Below are 20600 nucleotides of genomic sequence, written 5' to 3'. Positions count from 1 at the left end.
AGGGTTCAGCGTATCAGGGTGACGGAAAGCCCTTGCCTGCGTTCAGGATGCCGGCCGGGTCGAAGCAGCGTTTGATATCCGCCATGAGCGCGAGCGCCGTCGGGCCAAGCTCCTGACCGACGAAGTCGCGTTTCTCGATTCCTACCCCGTGCTCACCGGATAGGGTTCCGTCAAGACGCAGAACCAGGGCGAAGACCGCGTCCAGACACTCGGCGGCTCGGGCGACCTCGTCCGGGTCGTCCGGGTCGATCAGGAGATTGACATGGATGTTGCCGTTTCCGGCATGGCCGAAGTTGACGATGCGGATGCCGGTGCTCTGCGAGAGCTGTTCGAGTCCTTCGATGAACTCGCCCATGCGCGAGACCGGGACCACGACATCTTCATTGATCTTCTTGGGCGCGATGTGGCGCAGCGTCGGCGATAGCGCCTTGCGCGTCTTCCACAAGGCTGCAATCTCCTCCTTGCTCTCGGCGCGTCGCAGTTCCAGCAGGCCTGCGTTACGGGCGGCGGCACAGACCGCCGACACCGACTCCTCGATGCAGGCGGCCGAACCGTCCAGTTCGATCATGAGCGCTGCGCCGGCCCCGTCCGGTAGGTCGAACTCGGCATAGTGGCGGACGGTCGCGATAGCCGAGGCATCCATGAACTCCAGCGCGCAGGGGATGATCGGTTGGGCCATGATGGCCGAGACGGCGGCCGCTGCGGCATGGATATCTTTATAGGTCGCGCGCAGCGTGCGCTTGGTCTCGGGCAAGGGGGTCAGCTTGAGCGTGGCCTCGGTGATGATGGCGAGGGTGCCTTCCGAACCGATGATGAGACGGGTCAGGTCGTAGCCGACGACGCCCTTGGTGGTCATGACACCGGTGCGTAGTGCCTCGCCCCGTCCGGTCACGACCCTGAGCCCCAAGGTGCTTTCGCGGGCAGTGCCGTATTTCACCGCTCTCGGGCCGGCCGAGTTGTAGGCGAGGTTGCCGCCGATGGTGCAGGTCGCCGCGCTCGTGGGATCGGGCGGCCAGAAGAATCCGAGATCGCCGACCGCCTGCTGTAACTGGGCGTTGAGCACCCCAGGTTGGACGATCGCCAGCCGGTCCTCGGGGATGATCTGAAGAATGCGGTCCATGCGCTCCAGTGAAAGCACGACGCCGCCTCGATCGGGAACCGTGGCCCCGGTCGTGCCCGTTCCTCGGCCACGCGCGGTCAGCGGCACGCCCGCGTCACGACAGAGACTCACCAACTGGAGAATCTGCTCCTCGTCCGAGGCAAAGACCACGGCCTGGGGCAGGGCGTGGCGTCGGCTGTTGTCGTAGCCATAGGCCCAGCAGTCGGCCGGATCCGTGAGTAGACGCCCGTCGCCAGCGATGTGCGCCAGTACTCGGCGAAATCCGTTCGAGAGTTCTGGGATGGAGGGGGGGATGGGGTTATTTGTATTCAAAGAGCTTGACCACGCGCTCGACGCCTGGGACATAGCGGACCTGTTCGGTTGCGGCATCCGCTTCTTCCGGGCTGACGAGTCCAAGCAGATAGACGACACGGTTTTCGGTTACCACCTTGATCCGTGTCGGGTTGAAATCGGGTAGCTTCACCCTGGTCATGGTCAGTTTCGCGCGGGAGGTGATGTAGAGGTCCTCGGACTCCTGGGTCAGGCTGATGTTTGGACCGATGCTGATCTCGTCGATCACCCGTTTGACTCTGGGAATCTGGCTGACGACTTGGGTTGCATGATGGGCGACCTTTTCTGATTCCGCCTGGCCTGTCAGAAGAACGCTTTGGTTGTAGCTGGTGACCGAGATCCTCGAATGGCCCTCGATCTGTTTGTCTTGCTGCAAGGCATGGGTTGCCGTCAGCTCGATCTCCTGGTCTGCGATGAAGATCAGGTGGTCGCGTCTATCGTAGAGCGCCGATGCGCCGACTGCGGCCCCTCCGACGATCATTGCGCCGCAACCACCGAGCGAGGTGGCGGCGAGCGCTATGACCAAGGCGATGGCGACCCTGGGTGCGGGTTTTGGTCGGGTATGATGCAGCGTGGTGTTGGAGGTCGTTGCAACCTCTATTGAGGGTCTAGGTCGATTCGACGGCGAAGGCATGTTGGATCCATTGGATGCGATTCTGGCCGTCGATGGCGATGACATCGAAACGGCAAGGCAAGGTGCTGGGGTTGGTGTTTAGGTAGTGTCGGGCGGTCGTGATGAGGCGTTTCTGCTTGCGTCTGTCGACGGTTTCGGCCGGTGTGCCGAACTGGTTCGAACGGCGGAATCGTACCTCAACGAAGACGAGGACCGCACCATCGCGCATGACGAGATCGATTTCGCCATACCGGCAGCGGTGATTGCGGGCCAGCGTCTTAAGGCCCTGTTCGTTCAGGAAGGACTCGGCAAGTCGCTCGGCCTCGGCGCCGATCCGGCTCGTGTCCCTCGGTGGTTTCATCGGGCGTTTCGGGTGTTCGCCTTTGCTCAATCCGGTGCTTCGTCGGCTGGGCGCGGGCCTTGAGCGGTGAAACGCGCGAGCGTGAGTTGCCGCTTGATCCGGCCCAGCGGGTCCATTGAGAGTCCGCCCGTTTGTCCCGGATAAAAGGCGCCACGATTCCTCGACATCTCCGTGAGATGTGGTGCCAGTCGGTAGGCGTCGATCCCCATCGCATAGAGTCGAGCCAGCGGACCCGCCACGCTCATTGAGGTGCCCATGAGGCGTTGTCGCGACAGGGGGCCATCGGCGTTCCTGTCGAGCATCCATGGGATGTCGACGAAATAGAGTCCGATCAGCGGTCTGTCGCGCGCCGGGTCGAAACGTCCCGAGTAGACATGCGAGGTCGCGACCACCTTCAGTCCGGCGGGCGCGAGCGACTGGATATGCGGATAGATGCGGCGCGCCGGCTCTGCGGTGGCGACCAGGAAGAGGAGGTCGGCGCTCGAATCCGCCATCAACTTGCGCAACGTCGCCGCGTAGCTCGACCGCCTTGGGTTGTAGGTCGCCTGCCCGAGCAGGGTGCCGCCGAGATTGCGCCACTGATGGCGGAAGGCGGTGGCCATGCGGTTGCCCCAGGCACCTTGCGGATAGAGGATGAGTGCGCGTCGCGAGCCCATGGTGAATGCGGTATTGGCGGCCTCGGTCGCCTCGTTCTCCGGTGACAAGGCGAACTGGAAGAGGTTCTCGGCACGTCGGTCGCCGTGGGTCGCCTCGTTCAGTGCCAGTGTTGGGAGCGGCAGATAACGTTTTCTCAGGAGCGCATCGACGGCGGGTTTTTCCAGTGGACCGATGACGTAATCGGCGCCGGATTGGACCGCCTTGGCGTGAAGCGATGTCACGCGTGTCGCATTGGTGCTGTCCGCGAACTTGAGCGTTGGGGTCCGGTTGCTTGTGTCCGCGCGCTTGGCGGCCTCAATGCCCTCTCTCACCGCCTTGGCCGCAGCAGCGAAACGACCGTTACGCGGCAGCATGACGCTGACCCGGTCGCCATCGGTATAGCCTCCGGTCAGCATTTCGGCGTAGGCATTTCCCAAATCGGGGCTTGCCGGATGTCCTGAATGTGCGTCTTTCCAGGTCCGATAACTGGATTTTAATCGTTCGGGAGAGGCGTTTGCGCCCTTGAGCGCGAGTGCAGCCCCTGCCCAGCCCTTCATCGCTCCGCTGCCGTTTCGGGCCAGCGTCTGCAGTCGCGCTTGGGGCAGCGAGGCGAGCGCCGAGACGAGCGAGACCTGATTGGCTAGGCGCGCGTCCTCGCCGTTGAGCACCCGGTCGAGCTGGGCCAGCGACTCGGCGGCCGCGATCGGCCGATCGGCGAGGCGTTGCGCGAAGGCCAGGGTGCCCAGTCGGCGCACCTGGAATGTCTTGGGGAGCGCGTTCGACCGCATGCGTTCGAGATGTGCAATCGCTTCCTTGGGGTGATTCGACAGCAGGGCCAGGTCCGCTTGTTCGAGTCGAAGCAGCTGGTGCTGCAGGGATGTCAGGGGGGCGGCGGAGAGCGTTGCGACCAGCTTCGCGGCCTCGCTTGTCCGTCCGGCGGACAGATAGGCGTGGAGCGCCTTCAGCTGCAACTGGGCGCGCGCGGGTTGCGGTGATCGGGGCGCGAGTTGCAGATAGATGTCGGCCGCTTCGCGTTGCTTGCCTTGACGCTCCGCAGCGGCGGCGCGGTCCAGGTCGGTTCGCGCGACCGGAGCCAGGATCTGTGCCTCGTCGAAGGTCGGGTTGACCGCGCAGGCGGTCAGCAGGATTGCGGCAATAATGGCCGTCAACCAATAGGTGATGGACAGGGAGGTGCGGGCAACGCAATGCTTGGGCATGATTCCGTTCCGTTCGAAGGCTGTCAGGAGCGCAAGATGCAGCAATCTGGTGGGGTACTATACGTGGTCGCGACGCCGATCGGCAATCTCGCGGATATGACGGAGCGTGCTCGCAAGGTCCTGACTGATGTGGATTTGATCGCCGCAGAGGATACGCGGCAGACCCTTCGCCTGCTCAATCATTTCGGGATTTCAGCGAACCTGGTCGCCTGTCACGATCACAATGAGACGCGCGTGTCGCACCGTCTGTTGAGTGCGTTGGAGGATGGGCGGGATGTCGCCCTGGTGTCGGACGCGGGAACGCCGCTCATCAGCGATCCCGGCTACAGTCTGGTTTCGGCAGCTCGAGAGCAGGGTTTTACCGTCGTTCCTATTCCGGGTCCGAGCGCCCTGATCTGCGCACTCTCTGCGGCTGGACTTCCCAGCGACCGTTTTCTCTTTCTCGGTTTTCCCCCGCGCTCAAGGTCGCAGCGCCAGGCGTGGCTGAAGGACGTTGCCGGTGAGCCGGGAACCCTGATCCTCTACGAAAGCGGTAAGCGTGCGGTGGCGACGCTCTCCGATGTTGCCGAGACCCTGGGCGATGCGCGGCGCGTCGTTTTAGCCCGCGAGCTGACCAAACGGTTCGAAACCTTTCTGTTCGGCTCGGCCACCGAACTCGCGCGTCGGGTCGAGGAGGACGCGGAGCAGCAGCTCGGCGAGCTGGTGATCCTGATTCAGGGGCGGGGTACCGGGGGCGATGGCGCTGGGCGCGAGGAGCAGGAACGGGTTCTCCGCGTCCTCGCCGACTCGTTGCCACTGAGTCAGGCGGCGGCGTTGGCCGCTCGACTGACCGGTGCCAAGAAGAATTCGCTCTATCGGTTGGGGCTCGATTTGGGGCTCGGCGGGGAGGGGGAGTGATCCTTACCTCACGTCTTGGTGCGTCGAAAATCCTCATGTCTTTCTTGGAACGGCGTTGAATAGGGCGCCGTCATGGTTGCGTAACTCATGTAGAATAGTCGGCTGGGAGTCAGCCAGGCAGCCGCTCCTTCCATCTGGAAGGGGAGGAAAGTCCGGGCTCCATAGGGCAGGGTGCCAGGTAACGCCTGGGGGGCGCGAGTCCACGGAAAGTGCCGCAGAAAAGATACCGCCAACCCCGCCTCACGGCGGGCGGTAAGGGTGAAAAGGTGCGGTAAGAGCGCACCGCGCTGGTGGCAACATCAGTGGCAGGGTAAACCCCACCCGGAGCAAGACCAAATAGGGGAGCGCGCAGTTCACTCTGCAGCACGCGGCCCGCGTGTGTTCCCGGGTAGGTCGCTTGAGGCATGCGGTGACGCATGTCCCAGATGAATGGCTGCCCTCGACAGAACCCGGCTTATCGGCTGACTCCCTCTCCTCCATCCGGAACCATTCCCCCCTTCGCTGTTCCCCGAGTGCCGCCAAAGTCCATCTGCGACTTGGTTTCTCTAGTTGCTACATTACTTGAGATTTCTTTCCCATACCCTTGAAAAGTAGGCTCTTTGCCGAAGTTGTTATGTCGGCCTAACTTCCGCCTCTAAGTTGCTGACTGTCAAGAATAAAGGTCAGTGCTTTCTTGACGATACCCAGGGTCACCTCTAACATGGGAAGCAAGTGGGGGTCAGTGGTGTTTAGTGGGGTCGGGGCGAAAACCACCAGTGGCGACTAGCCAGGAGGGCGCTGGTGTTTCGGGGGGTTTCCATCGTCAATCTGGATGCCAAGGGGCGTCTCGCGATTCCAGCCAAGCATCGCGAGCGCTTGCAGGAGACGTGTGGTTCGCATCTGGTCATTACGGTAGATCGCGATCGGTGTCTTCTGCTTTACCCAGAGCCCGAATGGGAAATCATCGAGCGTAAGTTCGCCGCGCTCCCCGCGCTTGATCCCACAGCACGTTCTCTCCAGCGTCTGTATGTCGGAAACGCACAAGACGTGGATGTTGACGCTCAAGGTCGAATCCTGATTCCTCAGTATCTCCGCGATTTTGCCACTCTGGATAAGCGGGTCGCCTTCGTGGGACAAGGCATCAAATTTGAGCTCTGGGACGAAGATGCCTGGACTTCGCGAAACGAAGCGGCATTGAACGATGCGGCGATCGGTGACCTGGCCCAGGCGAACGGGCTCGGTTCCCTGACGCTTTAGGTTCGATGCGGCGCAATTGTTAGCCCACTTGAAATTCAAAGATGACCAACGTGTTTCGCAACGATTTGTCTGGCGATCTTCCGCTGCATCTGCCAGTTCTGCTGGAGGAAAGCGTGTCTGCCTTGGTTTGGAATCCGGATGGCGTCTATATCGATTGCACCTTTGGTCGGGGTGGGCACAGTCGTGCCGTTCTTGAGCGACTCGGTCATGCCGGTCGTCTGATCGGGATCGATCGCGATCCGGAGGCCGTCGCCGAGGGCGAATTGCTGGCCGCGCGGGATTCGCGCTTCAGTATCCACCATGGTCGCTTTTCCTCCATCGGCGAGATTGCGCGCCAGGCCGGCGTTGCGGGCAGGCTGAGCGGAATTCTATTGGACCTCGGCGTGTCCTCGCCGCAGCTCGACTCGCCTGGACGCGGTTTCAGCTTTGGCGCGGATGGTCCGCTCGATATGCGCATGGATCCCGAGCGAGGGCTGTCTGCAGCGGATTGGCTTGCCAAGGCGGACGAATCTGAGATCGCCAGCGTGCTCTATGAATTGGGCGAGGAGCGTTTTTCCAGGCGGATTGCGCGCGCCATCGTCGCGGCGCGTGCCGAGACGCCCATCCTCACGACCAGCCAGCTTGCCGACCTGGTCGCCCGCAGCGTGCGGACCCGCGAGCCGGGAAAGCATCCGGCGACCCGGACCTTCCAGGCGCTGCGCATTCGCGTCAACGAGGAACTGGACGAGGTGCGTCTCTGCCTCGATCAGGTCTGTGACCTGCTCGCGGTTGCCGGACACCTGGTCGTCATCAGTTTCCACTCGCTGGAGGATCGGATCGTCAAGCGTTTCATCCGCGACGAGTCGCGCGGTCCTCAGCTGCCCAAGGGGTTGCCCGTCCAGGCGGTCGAAACTCGGGGACGTCTGTGCGCGCTCGGTAAGCAGGTCCGTTCCAGTGATGAGGAAGTGGCTGCGAACCCGCGCGCTCGAAGCGCCGTGATGCGCATCGCCGAGCGCTTGCCATGAGCCGCAACGGGGTTGTCATGCTCGCTCTCCTCACGCTGGTAGTGGTCCTGTCTGCGGTCGAGGTGGTGCACGTCAAGTATCTGACGAGGATCCAATTCGCCCATTTGCAGGACCTTCGAGCACAGCGCGATGCGATCGACGTGGAATGGAATCGGCTGCGCCTCGAAGAGGCGGCACTGTCCACCCATGCCCGCGTCGAGCGTAAGGCGCATCAGGAGCTGGGTATGTTCACCCCGCGTTTGAGCGACGTACTCCTGGTCGAGGAGGCGGGTCATGGCCAGCCGTAGTCGCCGCGCGCGGCGAAACGCGACGACACCCAAGGCGAAGCCGAATCTGCGTCTGCGCCGTCAGTTGCTCGTGGGTGTGATGTCGGTCGCCTTCGTGGTATTGGCCGGGGCCGTTTTCTTCCGTCAGGTCATCGAAACGGATTTTCTGCAAACCGAGGGCGAACGGCGTTATCTGCGCGACGGCGAGATCGCCGCGCGTCGAGGCATGATCACCGATCGCAATGCCGAGCCGTTGGCCGTGAGCACGCCCGTCGAGACGGTCTGGGCGGAGCCGCGCAAGCTCGTTCTGAATCTGGATGCCATCGGGCCGCTCGCCTCGGCGCTCAAGCTCGATGCGGGCGGTCTGCGTCAGAAGATTCTCGACAATCGCGAGCGCGGTTTCCTCTATATCAAACGCAGGATCACCTTCGGCGAGGCGCGCGCGGTGCGTGAGGCGATCGCGGAACACGGCATCGAGGGCGTCGATTTCGAGACCGAGTATCGCCGGTTTTATCCAGGAGCCGAGGTTTTCGGACACGTCATCGGTTTCACCAACATCGAGGACCGAGGGCAGGAGGGGCTGGAACTCGAATACGACGACCAACTCAAGGCCGTCCCTGGTCTGCATCGGGTCATTCGCGACGGGCGTCATCGCATCGTTCAAGAGGTCGAGCAAATCCGTCCGCCGCATCCCGGTAAGGATCTGGAGTTGAGTCTCGATCGCCGGCTGCAATTCCTCGCCTATCGCGAACTCATGAAGGCGGTGAAGGAGAACAAGGCCAAGGGTGGTACCGCCGTGGTTTTGGACGTCGCCACTGGTGAGGTGTTGGCCATGGTCAATCAGCCTGGCTACAACCCCAATGGCGATCGAGACGGTGGCAGCGACCGTCGACGCAACCGCGCCCTGACCGACGTCATGGAGCCGGGTTCGACCGTCAAACCCTTGGTGGTTGCGGCCGCGCTCGAGAAGGGGCTGATCGCGCCGACGACCCGGATTGAGACTGGTCCGGGATTTCTGCGGGTGGGCCGTAATCGGGTCAAGGACGTGCACAACTATGGGACGCTCGACGTGACGGGCGTCATCACCAAGTCGAGCAATGTCGGAGCGGTCAAGATTGCCCAGATGATGGACTATGCGGGCCTCTGGAACATGTATCGCGAGGTCGGGTTCGGTCAGCCGACGGGCGTTGGTTTTCCGGGCGAGAGCCGCGGCAGTCTCCGCCACTACTCTCAATGGCGGCCCTTCGAGCATGCGACCATGGCGTTCGGCTATAGCCTCTCGGTGACGGCATTGCAGCTCGCTCAGGCCTATAGCGTGATTGCCGCCGACGGCATCAAGCGTCCGGTGACCCTGCTGAAGCGCGACCCGAGCGATCCGATTGAGGGTGAAACACGGGTCTTGAGCGTGGATACCGCGCGCAAGGTGCGGGCCATGATGGAGACCGTGGTCTCGGACAAGGGCACCGCTAGGCGCGCCAAGATTCCTGGCTACCGCGTCGGTGGCAAGACAGGCACGGCCAAGAAGGCCGGTGCGCGAGGCTATGGTGGTCATCGCTATCAGGCGGTCTTCGCCGGCTTCGTGCCCGTTGGCAAGCCTCGTCTCGTCATGGTGGTGATGGTCGACGAGCCGGGCGGTAAGTCCTATTACGGCGGCCTCGTGGCAGCGCCCGTCTTTCAGCGGGTGATGGAAGGTGCCTTGCGTCTGTTCAATGTGCCGCCCGACGATCCCGCGTCCTCCATGCTGCTCGCTCGCAAGGAGCTAACGCCATGATGGCATTGGCGCGCACCGGTCATGTCTGGCGTCTCGGCGATCTGATCGAGGGACTCTGCGATCTTCCGCCCGAGTCGGAGTCGGTCTTGGATCTTCGGGTGTCGGGGCTTGCCCTGGACAGCCGAACGCTGATTCCAGGCGCACTGTTCCTCGCCTGTCAGGGGCGTTGCGTGCATGCGCTCTCCTTCGCCGACGAGGCGCGGCGACGCGGGGCGATCGCGATTCTTGCCGAATCAACCGATGAGTGGCCGATCGAGGTGATGCGTCACCTGGAGGGACGTCTTGGTCTGCCGGTGATCCCTGTCGTGGGTCTGTCCTCACGCCTCGCCGCCATCGCCGACCGATTCCATGGTGCCCCCAGTGCGCGTCTTGAGGTCTTTGGTATCGCAGGGGCCAGCGGTAAGACGAGTCTCGGTCATCTGCTGGCCCAGGCATGTTCGGCCGAGTTCTCCTGCGCGCTGATCGGTTCAATCGGCAACGGTTTTCCCGGGGATCTACATGTCGGCCCGAGCGCGACCTCGGATCCGCTCACCCTGCAATGGACGCTGGAGGATCTGCGTTCGCGCGGAGCTCGGGGTATCACTCTAGAGATGCCCAGCCAAGCGCCTGCGCGCTCCTCTCTGTCGGCGGTGCGTGTCTCGCATGCCCTTTTTACCAACCAGGGTCGGAATCAGCGTGTCGTGCATGAGGAGGGGGGCGTCCAGGTCGAGTCCGTGCGCGCACTGTTCGCGTCTCCCGGATTGGCGTGGGCCGTGCTGAACCTCGACGATTCCTTTTCGGACGAAATTCTGGCCGGTCTGGACCCCGATGTGTCGGTTGCGGCCTACAGCCTGCGACCGGATGCCCATCCGCCCGGGCGCTGCGATCTCTGGCTCCAGGCTTGCTCGATCGAGACCCGGCCGCGCGGTCTGCGCATGCGCATCCAATGCACGGGTGATTCTGGACTGGAGGAGGCCGTGCTTGAGGTCGGCCTGCTCGGTCGTTTCAATGCCGCGAACCTCATGGCCATACTCGCCGTTCTGCGCTCGCGTAGCGGCTCACTCGATCGCGCGGCGCGCGAGATCGCGTGCGTGCGTCCCGTACCCGGTCGCATGGAATGTTTCGGTACCGAGTCCGCGCCGCAGGTCGTGGTCGATAGCGCCAATACGCCGGAGGCGCTGGAGCGGGTGCTGTTGAATCTGCGCCTGCACGGCTATCGGCGGATCATCAGCGTCTTTGGCTGCGACGGCAGTTGCGATCGCGCCAAGCGCGCCCGCATGGGCGCTATCGCCGAGCAACTGAGCGATCACATCATTCTGACCGACGATAACCCGCGCCATGAGTCGGGGGATGCCATCCTCGCCGATATCCTCGCCGGAGTGTCCGCTCCAGATGAGGTGAGGTTGGAGCGCCAACGCGGTTTGGCCATTCGTCGGGCCATCGCCCTGGCGAGCACCGAGGACGCCGTGCTGGTTGCCGGCAAGGGGCATGAAATCATCCAGGATATGGGCGAGCTCAAGGTGCATTTCAGCGATCGCGCACAGGTCGTCGAGGCCTTGCGCGAATGGCGGGAGGGGCACCACTGATGTGGACTCTCGCCGATGCCATCGCCCAGGCAGGCGGTCGCCTCCATGGAGAGGACCGGTCCTTTACCAGTGTCGGTACGGATTCGCGCGCCGACTGCTCCGGGCAGCTATTCATCGCCTTGCGCGGCGATCGATTCGACGGCCACCAATATGTCGAGGCCGCACAGCGTTCGGGCGCCGTGGCGGCGATGGTCGACCATCCGCTGCCGCTCGATCTGCCGCAATGGGTCGTGCCGGATACCCGTCTGGGTCTCGGTCGTCTGGCCGCCGCCTGGCGGGACCGTTTCCCCGGACGGGTCGTCTCCATCACCGGCAGCAACGGCAAGACCACCGTCAAGGAAATGGTCGCGGCGATTCTTGGACGTGCCGGTCGTGTGCGGGCCACGCTGGGCAATCTGAACAACGATATCGGCATGCCTCTGACTTTGCTGCAGGCGCGTGACGAGGACTTTTTGATCTTGGAGATGGGCGCCAATCATCACGGCGAGATCGGCTACATGACCGAGATCGCACGGCCCGATGTGGCACTCATCACCAACGCCGGGCGTGCCCACCTGGAAGGGTTCGGCAGTCTTGAGGGTGTCGCTCGGGCCAAGGGCGAGATCGCGCGCGGTCTGGCGTCCGGGGGCACCTTCGTGGTGCCCGGCGACTCGCCCTTCACGCCGCTATGGCGCGAACTGGCCGAGGGGCGCCGACTCTTCGGTTTCGGGATGGAGCCGGGCGCGGCCGATCTATGCGCCGACCCGGCCTCCATTCGCGTCGCCTGGGACGCTGACGGATTTCGCACCGAGTTCGGTGCGCTGCTGGGTTCGGCGTCGATTCCTATCCGGCTTCGGTTGGCGGGGCACCACAACGTCCGCAATGCGTTGGCCGCCGCCTCGGTCGCCCTCGCGCTTGGCATCGAAGAGACGGCGATCCGCGAGGGTCTGGCGTCCTTGTCCCCGGTCAAGGGGCGGCTCTGTCCGCGCTCTTGCGGCCGGCTCTCGCTGATTGACGACACCTACAACGCCAATCCCGACTCGATCGCGGCCGCGATCCAGGTGCTGGTTGGGCTCGGTGGGCGCGGTTGGCTGGTGCTCGGTGATCTCGGTGAGTTGGGTCCCGAGGCCGAGCATCTTCATCGTGAGTTGGGTCGCATGGCCTTGGCCGCTGGCGTCGAACGCTTGGCGACCCTGGGGACCTTGACGGCCGGGACCAGCGAGGCGTTCGGGTCGGGAGCGCAGCATTTTTCACAGCGGGAGTCGCTGGTCGACTTCCTGCGTTCGGAGCTAGGTCCGGATGATCGGGTCCTGGTCAAAGGTTCGCGCCTGGCGCGGATGGAACTGGTCGTAGAGGCGCTGTGCGCCGAGGTGGGGCGTTAGGATGTTGTTGTTATTGACTGAATGGCTTGCCGAGATCTATAGCGGATTCGATGTCTTCCGCTATCTGACCTTGCGCGCGATTCTCGGCGTCCTGACCGCCCTGTCGATCGCTCTATTGGTCGGTCGTCCCATGATCCGCCGTCTGCGGACCTACAAGATCGGTCAGACGGTGCGTGACGACGGCCCCCAGAGCCACCTCTCCAAATCCGGCACGCCGACCATGGGCGGCGCGCTTATCCTGGTGGCGGTCGGGATTTCGACCCTGCTCTGGGCCGATCTGAGCAATCACTATGTCTGGATCGTGCTGCTGACCACCCTGGCGTTCGGGGGCATCGGTCTGGTCGACGACTACAAGAAGCTGGTCAAGCGGGATCCGCGTGGTCTTGTGGCGCGCTGGAAGTATTTCTGGCAGACGCTCGCCGGCTTCGCCGCCGCCGTAGCGCTCTATGCGACGGCTGGCTCCCCGGCGGAGACGGCTCTGCTGATTCCCTATACGAAGAATTTCGCGATCCAGCTCGGGCCTTGGTTCATCCTCCTGACCTATTTCGTGATCGTCGGGTCGAGCAATGCGGTGAACCTCACCGACGGGCTCGATGGCCTGGCCATCATGCCGACCGTCCTGGTCGCCGGTGCCTTGGCCATCTTCGTCTATGCGGCCGGACATGCCCAGATCGCCAACTACCTGCTGATTCCTCACCTTCCCGAGGTCGGTGAGCTGGTCATCTTCTGTGGCGCGTTGGTCGGCGCGGGGCTTGGATTTCTTTGGTTCAATGCCTATCCGGCTCAGGTCTTCATGGGCGACGTCGGCGCCCTGGCCTTGGGTGCCGCGCTCGGTGTGGTCGCGGTCGCCGTGCGGCAGGAACTGGTGCTCTTTATCATGGGTGGCGTCTTCGTGGTCGAGACGCTGTCCGTGATGCTGCAGGTGATGTCCTTCAAGCTGACCGGCAGGCGTGTCTTCCGCATGGCCCCGCTGCATCACCATTTCGAGCTCAAGGGTTGGCCCGAGCCGCGTGTCATCGTGCGTTTCTGGATCGTGACCGTGGTGTTGGTCCTCATCGGTTTGGCAAGTCTGAAGATTCGGTGATCGAGATGCACGCCGAACAGCGGATGGACATGGATCGGGCGCCGGGCCACCAGAGCAAGACCCTCATCGTGGGGCTTGGCAAGACGGGGCTGTCCTGCGCGCGTTATCTGCGCGCGCGGGGTGTGATGGCCGCCGTGACCGATTCGCGTCCCCAGCCGCCCGGGCTCGACACCTTACGTGCGCAGATGCCGGAGCTGGCGATCTTCGTCGGCGGCTTCGATCCCGAGGTGTTTGCTGCGGCGACTCAGCTGGTGGTGAGTCCTGGGGTACCGGTCGCCGAGCCCTTGATTCAAGAGGCGATCGCGCGCGGTGTGCCTGTCATCGGTGATGTGGAGCTCTTCGCGCGTGCCGCGCAGGCGCCAATCTGTGCCATCACCGGCTCCAATGGTAAGAGTACCGTGACGACCCTGGTCGGACTCATGGCGCGTCTAGCCGGTCGTCGTGTCGCCGTCGGGGGCAATCTCGGCGAGCCGGTTCTCGACCTGCTCGAACAGCAGGCCGACCTCTATGTGGTCGAGCTGTCGAGCTTCCAGCTCGAGACCACGCCTGGATTGCGTGCCGATGTCTCCGTGGTGCTCAACGTCTCGGCGGATCATCTCGACCGTTATTCCGATCTTGCGGACTATGCCGAAACCAAGGCCGCCGTCTATCGCGGGGCGGGCGTCTCGGTGGTCAATCGGGACGATCCGCTGGTCCTTGCCATGCCGCGCGCATCCGAGCGCGAGATCGGTTTCACCCTCGGCGACCCCGGCCCGGACGACCTGGGATTGCGCCAGCTTGCCGTATCGGCGTCCGAGCCCGAAACGCTCTGGATCTGTCATGGCGATGTGCCCTTGATGCCGGCCTCCGAGGTGGCGATTCCGGGCCGCCACAATCTTGCCAACGCCTTGGCCGCCTTGGCACTCGCGCTGGCCTGCGGCATTCCGAGAGAGCCCGCCTGCGAGGCATTGCGCACCTTTCCGGGGCTTCCGCATCGCAGCGAACTGGTCGGCGAGCGCGATGGGGTCCGCTGGTACGACGACTCCAAAGGAACCAATCCGGGCGCGACCGTCGCCGCGCTCGATGGGCTCATTGCAGAGGGAACCTCGGCCCGGGCCGTTCTGATCGCGGGCGGGGTCGGTAAGGGTGCCGATTTCCAGCCGTTGCTGGCTGCGGTGAAGCGGGCCGCTCGGGCGGTGGTGCTGATCGGGCGCGACGCACCGCTGATCGAGGCCGTCCTGGCTGGCGCCGTGCCTTTGGCTCATGCCTCCGACATGGCCGATGCGGTGGGTCAGGCTGCCGCGCTCGCTCAGCCCGGGGATTGCGTCCTCCTGTCTCCCGCCTGTGCCAGCTTCGACATGTTCGACAACTATGAGCACCGTGGGCGAGTCTTCGCCGATGCGGTTCGGAGGCTTGTGTCATGACCGCCGCCGCCCGCACTCGCCGTGCGTCACCTCGTCGCCGGGAACGGATTCCGCCGATGGATTACCCGTTGCTGATTTGCGCCCTGGGGTTGCTCGCGTTCGGCTTCGTGATGGTCGCCTCGGCCTCCATGTCGATCGCCGAGAACTGTTGTCATGATCCTTTCTTCTATGTGATGCGCCATGCACTGGCCTTGGGCTTGGCGCTGGCGACAGGGCTCTTGGTCTATCAGATTCCGCTCGAAACCTGGGAGCGTCGAGGAACGGTGCTGTTCCTTGTCAGCATGCTGGTGCTGGTATTGGTGCTGGTTCCGGGCATCGGTCGCACCGTCAATGGTGCGACCCGCTGGATTCCGCTGGGGCCGCTGAACATCCAGCCCTCCGAGTTCGTCAAGCTGTTTGCCATCATCTATGTCTCGGGCTATCTGGTCCGTCATGCGGATTCGGTCGCCAACTATCTCTCCGGCTTCATTCGGCCGATGCTCCTGATTGGCGTGGCGGCCGCCTTGATCCTCATGCAGCCCGATTTCGGTACCACGGCCGTCATGCTGGCGACCGTCATGGGTCTTCTGTTCTTGGGCGGGGTGAGCATCCTGCCGTTCGCCTTTCTCATCGGTGTCGTGGGCGTCGGTCTAGTCGCGCTCGTCATCTTTTCTCCCTACCGCTGGGCGCGTGTGACCTCCTTCCTCAATCCCTGGGAGGACCCCTTCAATTCTGGCTATCAGCTCAGTCAGGCGCTGATTGCCTTTGGGCGCGGCGAATGGTTTGGCGTGGGGCTCGGCAATGGGATCCAGAAGCAGTTCTTTCTCCCGGAGGCGCACACCGACTTTCTCGCCTCGGTGATCGGCGAAGAGTTCGGCTTGGTCGGCATGATGGTCCTGATCGGCGCCTTCGTCTTTATCGTCTGGCGGGCCTTCGCGATCGGCGTTCGGGCCGAGGTGCTGGAACGCCGTTTCGCCTCCTATGTCGCGCAGGGCATCGGGCTGTGGCTCGGCATGCAGGCCTTCGTCAACATCGGGGTGAACGTCGGCCTGCTTCCCACCAAGGGACTGACCCTGCCCTTTCTCAGTTATGGCAGTAACAGCCTCATCGTCGGCTGCATGGCGATCGCGATCCTGCTGCGCATCGATGTCACCGTCCGCGAGCAGGAGTCGGACGCCAAATCGAAACGGGGGGTGAAATGGGTCCGTGCATAGGTGTCATGGCCGGAGGAACCGGCGGGCATGTCTTCCCGGCCCTGGCGGTGGCCGAGACGTTGCGCGCCCAAGGCGCCCGTGTGTTTTGGATCGGCACGCACCGGGGCATGGAGTCGCGTCTGGTTCCTGACCATGGCTTCGAGATGGAATGGGTCGGCATCGAGGGTGTGCGGGGCAAGTCACTCGGTCAGATGCTGCGTGCACCATTCCGTCTGACCAGTGCGCTGCTGCAGGCCCGTCGCATCCTCAAGCGGCGCGAGGCCGACCTCGTGCTTGGCATGGGCGGATTCGTTTCCGGTCCTGGCGGTCTGGCCGCGCGCGCCCTGGGGCTGCCGCTGGTGATCCATGAGCAGAATTTCGTGCCGGGTATGACCAATCAGTGGCTGGCACGCGTCGCCAACCGGGTTTTCGAGGCATTTCCTGGCAGCTTTGCGGTGGGGCGTCGCGCGATCGCAACGGGCAATCCGGTGCGCCGGTCTATCTTGGACCTCCCCGAGCCCCGAGCACGTTTCGCCGCTCGCGAGGGTGCGCCACGCCTGCTGATTCTGGGCGGTTCTCTGGGTGCCAAGGCGTTGAACGAAACGGTACCGCTCGCTGTGGCCGGCCTGGCGGCCGGGATGCGCCCGGAGATTCGCCATCAGGCGGGCGAGAGAACGCTGGAGACCGCGCGCGAGGCCTATCGATCGGCTGGGGTCGAGGCCGATGTGGTGCCCTTCATCCGCGACATGGCCGAGGCCTATGCCTGGGCCGATCTGGTGGTGTGCCGCTCTGGTGCCCTGACCGTGTCCGAGCTGGCCGCCGCCGGCGTTCCCTCGGTCCTGGTCCCCTATCCCTTCGCCGTGGACGACCATCAGGTCGGAAACGCGCGCTATCTCGCCGATGCCGGCGCTGCGCGTCTCATCATTCAGCGTGATCTGACTGCGGCCGGACTGACCGCTCAGCTTGCCGAACTTCTCGGCGATCGTTCCCTGCTGCTCGGCATGGCCGAAACGGCGCGCCGCCTGGCCCAGCCGGATGCGGCCGAGCGGATCGCTGCAACCTGTCTGGATTTTTCGACACGCGTCGTTGGGGGGGGGTGATCGATGAATGCTCACCTTCAACATACGGCGGCGCGGATGGGGCGCGTGCGACGTTTGCACTTCATCGGTATCGGTGGTTCCGGCATGAGCGGAATCGCCGAGCTTATGGCCAATCTCGGCTACGAGGTGGCCGGCTCGGATTTGCGCCCGAGCGACACGACGCACCGGCTTCAGGGGTTGGGCATCGACATCTTCATCGGACATCGGGCCGAGCAGGTGGTGGACGCCGACGCAGTGGTGGTCTCGACCGCCATCGACGAGACCAACCCTGAAATTCAGCAGGCCAGGGAGTTGCGTATCCCCATCGTGCGCCGTGCCGAGATGCTGGCCGAGCTGATGCGTTTCTATTACGGAGTCGCGATCGCCGGCACTCACGGCAAGACGACCACGACCAGCCTGGTGGCCAGCATTCTGACCGAGGGCGGTCTGGATCCGACCTTCGTCATCGGTGGCCGACTGACGAGTGCGGGGACCAATGCCAAGCTGGGGACCACCAAGTATCTGGTCGCCGAGGCGGACGAGAGCGATGCCTCCTTCCTCTATCTCCAGCCTATGATCGCCGTTGTGACCAATATCGATGCAGATCATATGGTCACCTACGGAAACGATTTCGCGCGATTACGCCAGACCTTCATGGAATTCCTGCATCACCTGCCCTTCTACGGTCTGGCGGTGCTCTGTATCGATGACGACGAGGTCCGTTCGCTGTTGCCCACGGTCGCGCGTCCGGTGCGGACCTATGGCACCCGTGAAGAGGCGGATGTCCGTGCGACCGACCTCCATCAGGAAGGCATGCGGACGATCTTTCGCGTGCATTGCGCCGAATTCGAACAGCCCCTGACCGTCGACATGAACCTGCCGGGACGTCACAACGTCTTGAACGCCTTGGCGGCCATCTGCGTCGCCCTGGAGTTGGGTGTCGATGAGGAAGCGATCCGCCGGGCGCTCGACGGATTCCAGGGTGTGGGTCGGCGCTTCGTCGCGAACGAGGTGACGGATCCCTTGGGGCGCCGTCTGTTGGTGGTGGACGACTACGGCCATCATCCGCGCGAGTTGGCGGCAACCCTGGCGGCGGCCCGCGCGGGCTGGCCGGAGCGGCGTTTGGTGTTGGTGTTCCAGCCGCACCGCTATTCGCGCACCCAGGAGCAGTTCGAGGACTTCGTCGAGGTGCTCTCGACCCCGGATGCATTGATCCTGTGCGACGTCTACCCGGCCGGCGAGACACCCATCGCCGGCGCCGACGGACGTTCGCTGAGTCGAGCGATTCGCATGCGTGGCGAGTTGGAGCCCATCTTCGCTCAGATGATCGACGCGGTACCTGGTCTGCTGGCCAATCTGATCCAGGATGGCGACATCCTGCTGGTGGCCGGGGCAGGTGATATCGGTGGCATGGCCTCGCGTCTGCCGGCCATGCTGGAGGAGGGACTCGGATGAGCGCCACCCGTTGTCGTTCTGGGAGGGGGGCATGATCGAACGGTCCTTGATACGGCGTCTGTTCATGGGCTGCGGCGAGTCGTTGCGTGCGCCAACCGCTGACAATTCCGCTCGGCGTCTCGGCGGCCTCTCGCTTTTGCGCTCCATGTCCGGCAGCGCGCCGCATCGATCGCCCACGAGCCCGTGCCCTGCACGTGGAGCTCTGAAATGACGCTTGCCGTTCTGACGGAATTGAGAGGCGAGTTGCGGCTCGACGAGCCGCTGGCCAGCCATACCACCTGGCGGGTCGGCGGCCCCGCGCGTCGTTTTTATCGTCCAGCCGACGCCGAGGATCTGTCGCGCTTCCTGTCTCAACTGGATCCCGAGGAGCCGCTATTGTGGCTGGGGCTCGGGAGCAACGTCCTGATCGACGACCGTGGTTTTGCGGGAACCGTGATTCATACCCAGGGCTGCCTGGCCGCCCTGGAGCGTCGCGGCGAGACGGGTATCCATGCCGAGGCGGGTACGGCCTGTGCGAAGCTGGCGCGGTTCGCGGCACGTCTCGATCTGGTCGGTGTCGAATTCCTGGCCGGAATCCCTGGCACCATGGGCGGCGCGCTTGCCATGAATGCGGGCGCCTGGGGGGGCGAAACTTGGCCCCATGTGGCGCGCGTGCGCACCATCGATCGCTGGGGACGGATCCGGGAGCGTGGACCCGAGGCGTTCAGCGTCGGTTATCGGCAGGTAGAGGGACCCGAAGGAGAGTGGTTCCTCGACGTCGATCTGGAGCTGACGCCCGGAGACGGCGCGGCCGCCATGGCGCGCATTCGCGAACTCTTGGAGCGTCGTGCCGCGACCCAGCCGACCGGTCTGCCGAGCTGCGGATCCGTGTTTCGCAATCCGCCGGGCGATCACGCGGCACGTCTCATCGAGTCCCATGGCCTCAAGGGATATCGCATCGGTGGCGCTCAGGTTTCGGATAAGCACGCCAATTTCATCATCAATACGGGCGGGGCGACCTCTTCGGACATCGCCTGCCTCATCGCTCACGTACAAGATGCGGTCGAGTCTCGCACCGGAATCCGTCTGGTTCCCGAGGTTCGCCGTGTCGCTGGAGACTCTGCATGACGATTGATGCGGCTGGATCTGCAGCCCGGTTCGGGAAAGTCGCGGTCCTTTTGGGAGGGACGGCGGCCGAGCGTGAGATTTCGCTCAAGAGCGGACAGGCGGTGCTCGATGCGCTGCTGCGCTCGGGCGTCGATGCCCATCCGATCGATCCCGATGGCGAGGTGCTGAGTCGCTTGCGCGCCGGGGCCTATGATCGCGCCTTCATCGTCCTGCACGGTCGGGGTGGCGAGGACGGTCAGATTCAGGGTGCCTTGGAGACGCTTGGTCTGCCCTATACGGGGGCCGGCGTGCTGGGCTCGGCGCTGGGGATGGACAAATATCGCTGCAAGCTGCTCTGGGCCGGGTGTGGTCTGCCGACAGCCGACTTCGTGCTGCTGCGCGGTCCCGACGATCTGCAGGCCGCCGCCGAGTTGGGTTTCCCGCTCATGATCAAGCCGGTCCACGAGGGGTCGAGCATCGGCATGGCTCGGGTTGAGTGTCGCGAGGAGCTTGAGCGGGCTTGGCGCAATGCGGCCGAGTTCGATGCGCTGGTGCTGGCCGAGCGCTGGATCCAGGGCACCGAATATACCTGCGCCATCCTGGGGCACGAGGCATTGCCCTTGATTCGACTGCAGACCCCGCATGCCTTCTACGACTTCGAGGCGAAATATCGGGCCGACAGCACCCTCTATCATTGTCCCTGCGGACTGTCCGAGGGTGAGGAGGCACGGCTGCGCCAACTGGCGTTGGACGCGTTCGACGCGGTGGGGGCGAGCGGCTGGGGGCGCGTCGATTACATGGTCGATGCGGAGGGCCACCCCTTCCTGCTCGAAATCAATACGGTCCCAGGGATGACCGATCACAGCCTGGTGCCGATGGCGGCCCGTGTCGCTGGGATCGATTTCGATACCCTGGTGTGGCGCATTCTCGAAACGAGTCTCTAA

18 protein-coding genes and 1 other RNA gene are annotated in these 20600 nt (G+C 63.9%); 15 read left to right on the top strand and 4 right to left on the bottom strand.

Annotated features, from left to right (window positions below; all coding sequences use genetic code 11):
* Nucleotides 1-13: 13 nt before the first annotated feature.
* The 4 genes from THIDRDRAFT_RS08165 to THIDRDRAFT_RS08150 are packed head-to-tail and all read right to left on the bottom strand — an operon-like array spanning nt 14 to nt 4277.
* Nucleotides 14-1465, bottom strand: coding sequence for an FAD-binding oxidoreductase (locus tag THIDRDRAFT_RS08165; RefSeq protein ID WP_007040364.1), 1452 nt, complete (start codon nt 1463-1465; stop codon nt 14-16).
* Entirely contained in the window at nt 1419-2084 is a 666-nt protein-coding gene (locus THIDRDRAFT_RS08160) for a BON domain-containing protein (protein WP_139058675.1), read from the bottom strand. The genes THIDRDRAFT_RS08165 and THIDRDRAFT_RS08160 overlap by 47 nt, the downstream gene beginning before the upstream one ends.
* The gene (locus THIDRDRAFT_RS08155) at nt 2059-2424 is read right to left on the bottom strand and encodes a YraN family protein (protein WP_007040362.1); all 366 of its coding nucleotides are present in this window, start codon (nt 2422-2424) and stop codon (nt 2059-2061) included. The genes THIDRDRAFT_RS08160 and THIDRDRAFT_RS08155 overlap by 26 nt, the downstream gene beginning before the upstream one ends.
* Nucleotides 2425-2450: 26 nt before the next feature.
* A complete protein-coding gene (locus THIDRDRAFT_RS08150) occupies nt 2451-4277 on the bottom strand; it encodes a penicillin-binding protein activator (RefSeq protein ID WP_007040361.1) in 1827 nt (608 codons plus the stop codon).
* A gap of 36 nt (nt 4278-4313) precedes the next feature.
* Here THIDRDRAFT_RS08150 and rsmI point away from each other — a divergent pair, with 36 nt between their 5' ends.
* The 15 genes from rsmI (at nt 4314) to THIDRDRAFT_RS08080 (ending at nt 20600) form a co-directional block, all read left to right on the top strand.
* Nucleotides 4314-5174, top strand: a complete 861-nt coding sequence (gene rsmI, locus THIDRDRAFT_RS08145; protein ID WP_007040360.1) for a 16S rRNA (cytidine(1402)-2'-O)-methyltransferase — start codon at nt 4314-4316, stop codon at nt 5172-5174.
* A 105-nt stretch (nt 5175-5279) separates the two neighbouring features.
* An RNA gene (gene rnpB, locus THIDRDRAFT_RS23695) (RNase P RNA component class A) lies at nt 5280-5647 on the top strand.
* 307 nt (nt 5648-5954) lie between these two features.
* Nucleotides 5955-6410 carry a division/cell wall cluster transcriptional repressor MraZ gene (gene mraZ, locus THIDRDRAFT_RS08140; protein ID WP_007040359.1) on the top strand — a complete coding sequence of 152 codons (456 nt, stop codon included), beginning with the start codon at nt 5955-5957 and terminating at the stop codon, nt 6408-6410.
* A gap of 41 nt (nt 6411-6451) precedes the next feature.
* Complete coding sequence (gene rsmH / locus THIDRDRAFT_RS08135) at nt 6452-7414, top strand: 16S rRNA (cytosine(1402)-N(4))-methyltransferase RsmH (RefSeq protein WP_007040358.1); 963 nt, start codon at nt 6452-6454, stop codon at nt 7412-7414.
* Complete coding sequence (gene ftsL, locus THIDRDRAFT_RS08130; protein WP_007040357.1) at nt 7411-7701, top strand: cell division protein FtsL; 291 nt, start codon at nt 7411-7413, stop codon at nt 7699-7701. Before rsmH ends, ftsL begins: the two co-directional genes overlap by 4 nt.
* Nucleotides 7688-9451 carry a peptidoglycan D,D-transpeptidase FtsI family protein gene (locus THIDRDRAFT_RS08125; protein ID WP_007040356.1) on the top strand — a complete coding sequence of 588 codons (1764 nt, stop codon included), beginning with the start codon at nt 7688-7690 and terminating at the stop codon, nt 9449-9451. Before ftsL ends, THIDRDRAFT_RS08125 begins: the two co-directional genes overlap by 14 nt.
* Nucleotides 9448-11016 (top strand): Mur ligase family protein, encoded by a 1569-nt coding sequence (locus THIDRDRAFT_RS08120; protein ID WP_007040355.1) that lies wholly within the window; start codon nt 9448-9450, stop codon nt 11014-11016. Before THIDRDRAFT_RS08125 ends, THIDRDRAFT_RS08120 begins: the two co-directional genes overlap by 4 nt.
* On the top strand, nt 11016-12377 hold the full coding sequence (locus THIDRDRAFT_RS08115; protein WP_007040354.1) for a UDP-N-acetylmuramoyl-tripeptide--D-alanyl-D-alanine ligase: 1362 nt from the start codon (nt 11016-11018) through the stop codon (nt 12375-12377). Before THIDRDRAFT_RS08120 ends, THIDRDRAFT_RS08115 begins: the two co-directional genes overlap by 1 nt.
* Before the next feature lies 1 nt (nt 12378).
* Nucleotides 12379-13461, top strand: a complete 1083-nt coding sequence (mraY, locus tag THIDRDRAFT_RS08110; protein WP_007040353.1) for a phospho-N-acetylmuramoyl-pentapeptide-transferase — start codon at nt 12379-12381, stop codon at nt 13459-13461.
* A 5-nt stretch (nt 13462-13466) separates the two neighbouring features.
* Nucleotides 13467-14864 (top strand): UDP-N-acetylmuramoyl-L-alanine--D-glutamate ligase, encoded by a 1398-nt coding sequence (murD, locus tag THIDRDRAFT_RS08105; protein WP_007040352.1) that lies wholly within the window; start codon nt 13467-13469, stop codon nt 14862-14864.
* The gene (gene ftsW / locus THIDRDRAFT_RS08100; RefSeq protein WP_007040351.1) at nt 14861-16057 is read left to right on the top strand and encodes a putative lipid II flippase FtsW; all 1197 of its coding nucleotides are present in this window, start codon (nt 14861-14863) and stop codon (nt 16055-16057) included. The genes murD and ftsW overlap by 4 nt, the downstream gene beginning before the upstream one ends.
* Nucleotides 16042-17136, top strand: a complete 1095-nt coding sequence (murG, locus tag THIDRDRAFT_RS08095) for an undecaprenyldiphospho-muramoylpentapeptide beta-N-acetylglucosaminyltransferase (protein ID WP_007040350.1) — start codon at nt 16042-16044, stop codon at nt 17134-17136. Before ftsW ends, murG begins: the two co-directional genes overlap by 16 nt.
* Nucleotides 17137-17139: 3 nt before the next feature.
* Nucleotides 17140-18570 carry a UDP-N-acetylmuramate--L-alanine ligase gene (murC, locus tag THIDRDRAFT_RS08090; protein ID WP_040844274.1) on the top strand — a complete coding sequence of 477 codons (1431 nt, stop codon included), beginning with the start codon at nt 17140-17142 and terminating at the stop codon, nt 18568-18570.
* A gap of 207 nt (nt 18571-18777) precedes the next feature.
* The gene (murB, locus tag THIDRDRAFT_RS08085; RefSeq protein WP_007040348.1) at nt 18778-19677 is read left to right on the top strand and encodes a UDP-N-acetylmuramate dehydrogenase; all 900 of its coding nucleotides are present in this window, start codon (nt 18778-18780) and stop codon (nt 19675-19677) included.
* Complete coding sequence (locus tag THIDRDRAFT_RS08080) at nt 19674-20600, top strand: D-alanine--D-alanine ligase (RefSeq protein ID WP_007040347.1); 927 nt, start codon at nt 19674-19676, stop codon at nt 20598-20600. Before murB ends, THIDRDRAFT_RS08080 begins: the two co-directional genes overlap by 4 nt.

It is taken from the genome of Thiorhodococcus drewsii AZ1, assembly GCF_000224065.1.
GTDB lineage: Bacteria > Pseudomonadota > Gammaproteobacteria > Chromatiales > Chromatiaceae > Imhoffiella > Imhoffiella drewsii.
The sequence above is the reverse complement of the archived record's forward strand: the minus strand, read 5'-3'. Positions and strand labels throughout refer to the sequence as shown.

Bases quoted from the DNA above. Each gene is read 5' to 3' on its own strand.
- THIDRDRAFT_RS08080 (WP_007040347.1), top strand. From the start codon at position 19,674: ATGACGATTGATGCGGCTGGATCTGCAGCCCGGTTCGGGAAAGTCGCG.
- rsmI (WP_007040360.1), top strand. From the start codon at position 4,314: ATGCAGCAATCTGGTGGGGTACTATACGTGGTCGCGACGCCGATCGGC.
- THIDRDRAFT_RS08165 (WP_007040364.1), bottom strand. From the start codon at position 1,465: ATGTCCCAGGCGTCGAGCGCGTGGTCAAGCTCTTTGAATACAAATAAC.
- mraY (WP_007040353.1), top strand. From the start codon at position 12,379: ATGTTGTTGTTATTGACTGAATGGCTTGCCGAGATCTATAGCGGATTC.
- ftsW (WP_007040351.1), top strand. From the start codon at position 14,861: ATGACCGCCGCCGCCCGCACTCGCCGTGCGTCACCTCGTCGCCGGGAA.
- rsmH (WP_007040358.1), top strand. From the start codon at position 6,452: ATGACCAACGTGTTTCGCAACGATTTGTCTGGCGATCTTCCGCTGCAT.
- murG (WP_007040350.1), top strand. From the start codon at position 16,042: ATGGGTCCGTGCATAGGTGTCATGGCCGGAGGAACCGGCGGGCATGTC.
- THIDRDRAFT_RS08125 (WP_007040356.1), top strand. From the start codon at position 7,688: ATGGCCAGCCGTAGTCGCCGCGCGCGGCGAAACGCGACGACACCCAAG.
- murD (WP_007040352.1), top strand. From the start codon at position 13,467: ATGCACGCCGAACAGCGGATGGACATGGATCGGGCGCCGGGCCACCAG.
- THIDRDRAFT_RS08120 (WP_007040355.1), top strand. From the start codon at position 9,448: ATGATGGCATTGGCGCGCACCGGTCATGTCTGGCGTCTCGGCGATCTG.
- THIDRDRAFT_RS08155 (WP_007040362.1), bottom strand. From the start codon at position 2,424: ATGAAACCACCGAGGGACACGAGCCGGATCGGCGCCGAGGCCGAGCGA.
- THIDRDRAFT_RS08150 (WP_007040361.1), bottom strand. From the start codon at position 4,277: ATGCCCAAGCATTGCGTTGCCCGCACCTCCCTGTCCATCACCTATTGG.
- murB (WP_007040348.1), top strand. From the start codon at position 18,778: ATGACGCTTGCCGTTCTGACGGAATTGAGAGGCGAGTTGCGGCTCGAC.
- THIDRDRAFT_RS08160 (WP_139058675.1), bottom strand. From the start codon at position 2,084: ATGCCTTCGCCGTCGAATCGACCTAGACCCTCAATAGAGGTTGCAACG.
- ftsL (WP_007040357.1), top strand. From the start codon at position 7,411: ATGAGCCGCAACGGGGTTGTCATGCTCGCTCTCCTCACGCTGGTAGTG.
- murC (WP_040844274.1), top strand. From the start codon at position 17,140: ATGAATGCTCACCTTCAACATACGGCGGCGCGGATGGGGCGCGTGCGA.
- THIDRDRAFT_RS08115 (WP_007040354.1), top strand. From the start codon at position 11,016: ATGTGGACTCTCGCCGATGCCATCGCCCAGGCAGGCGGTCGCCTCCAT.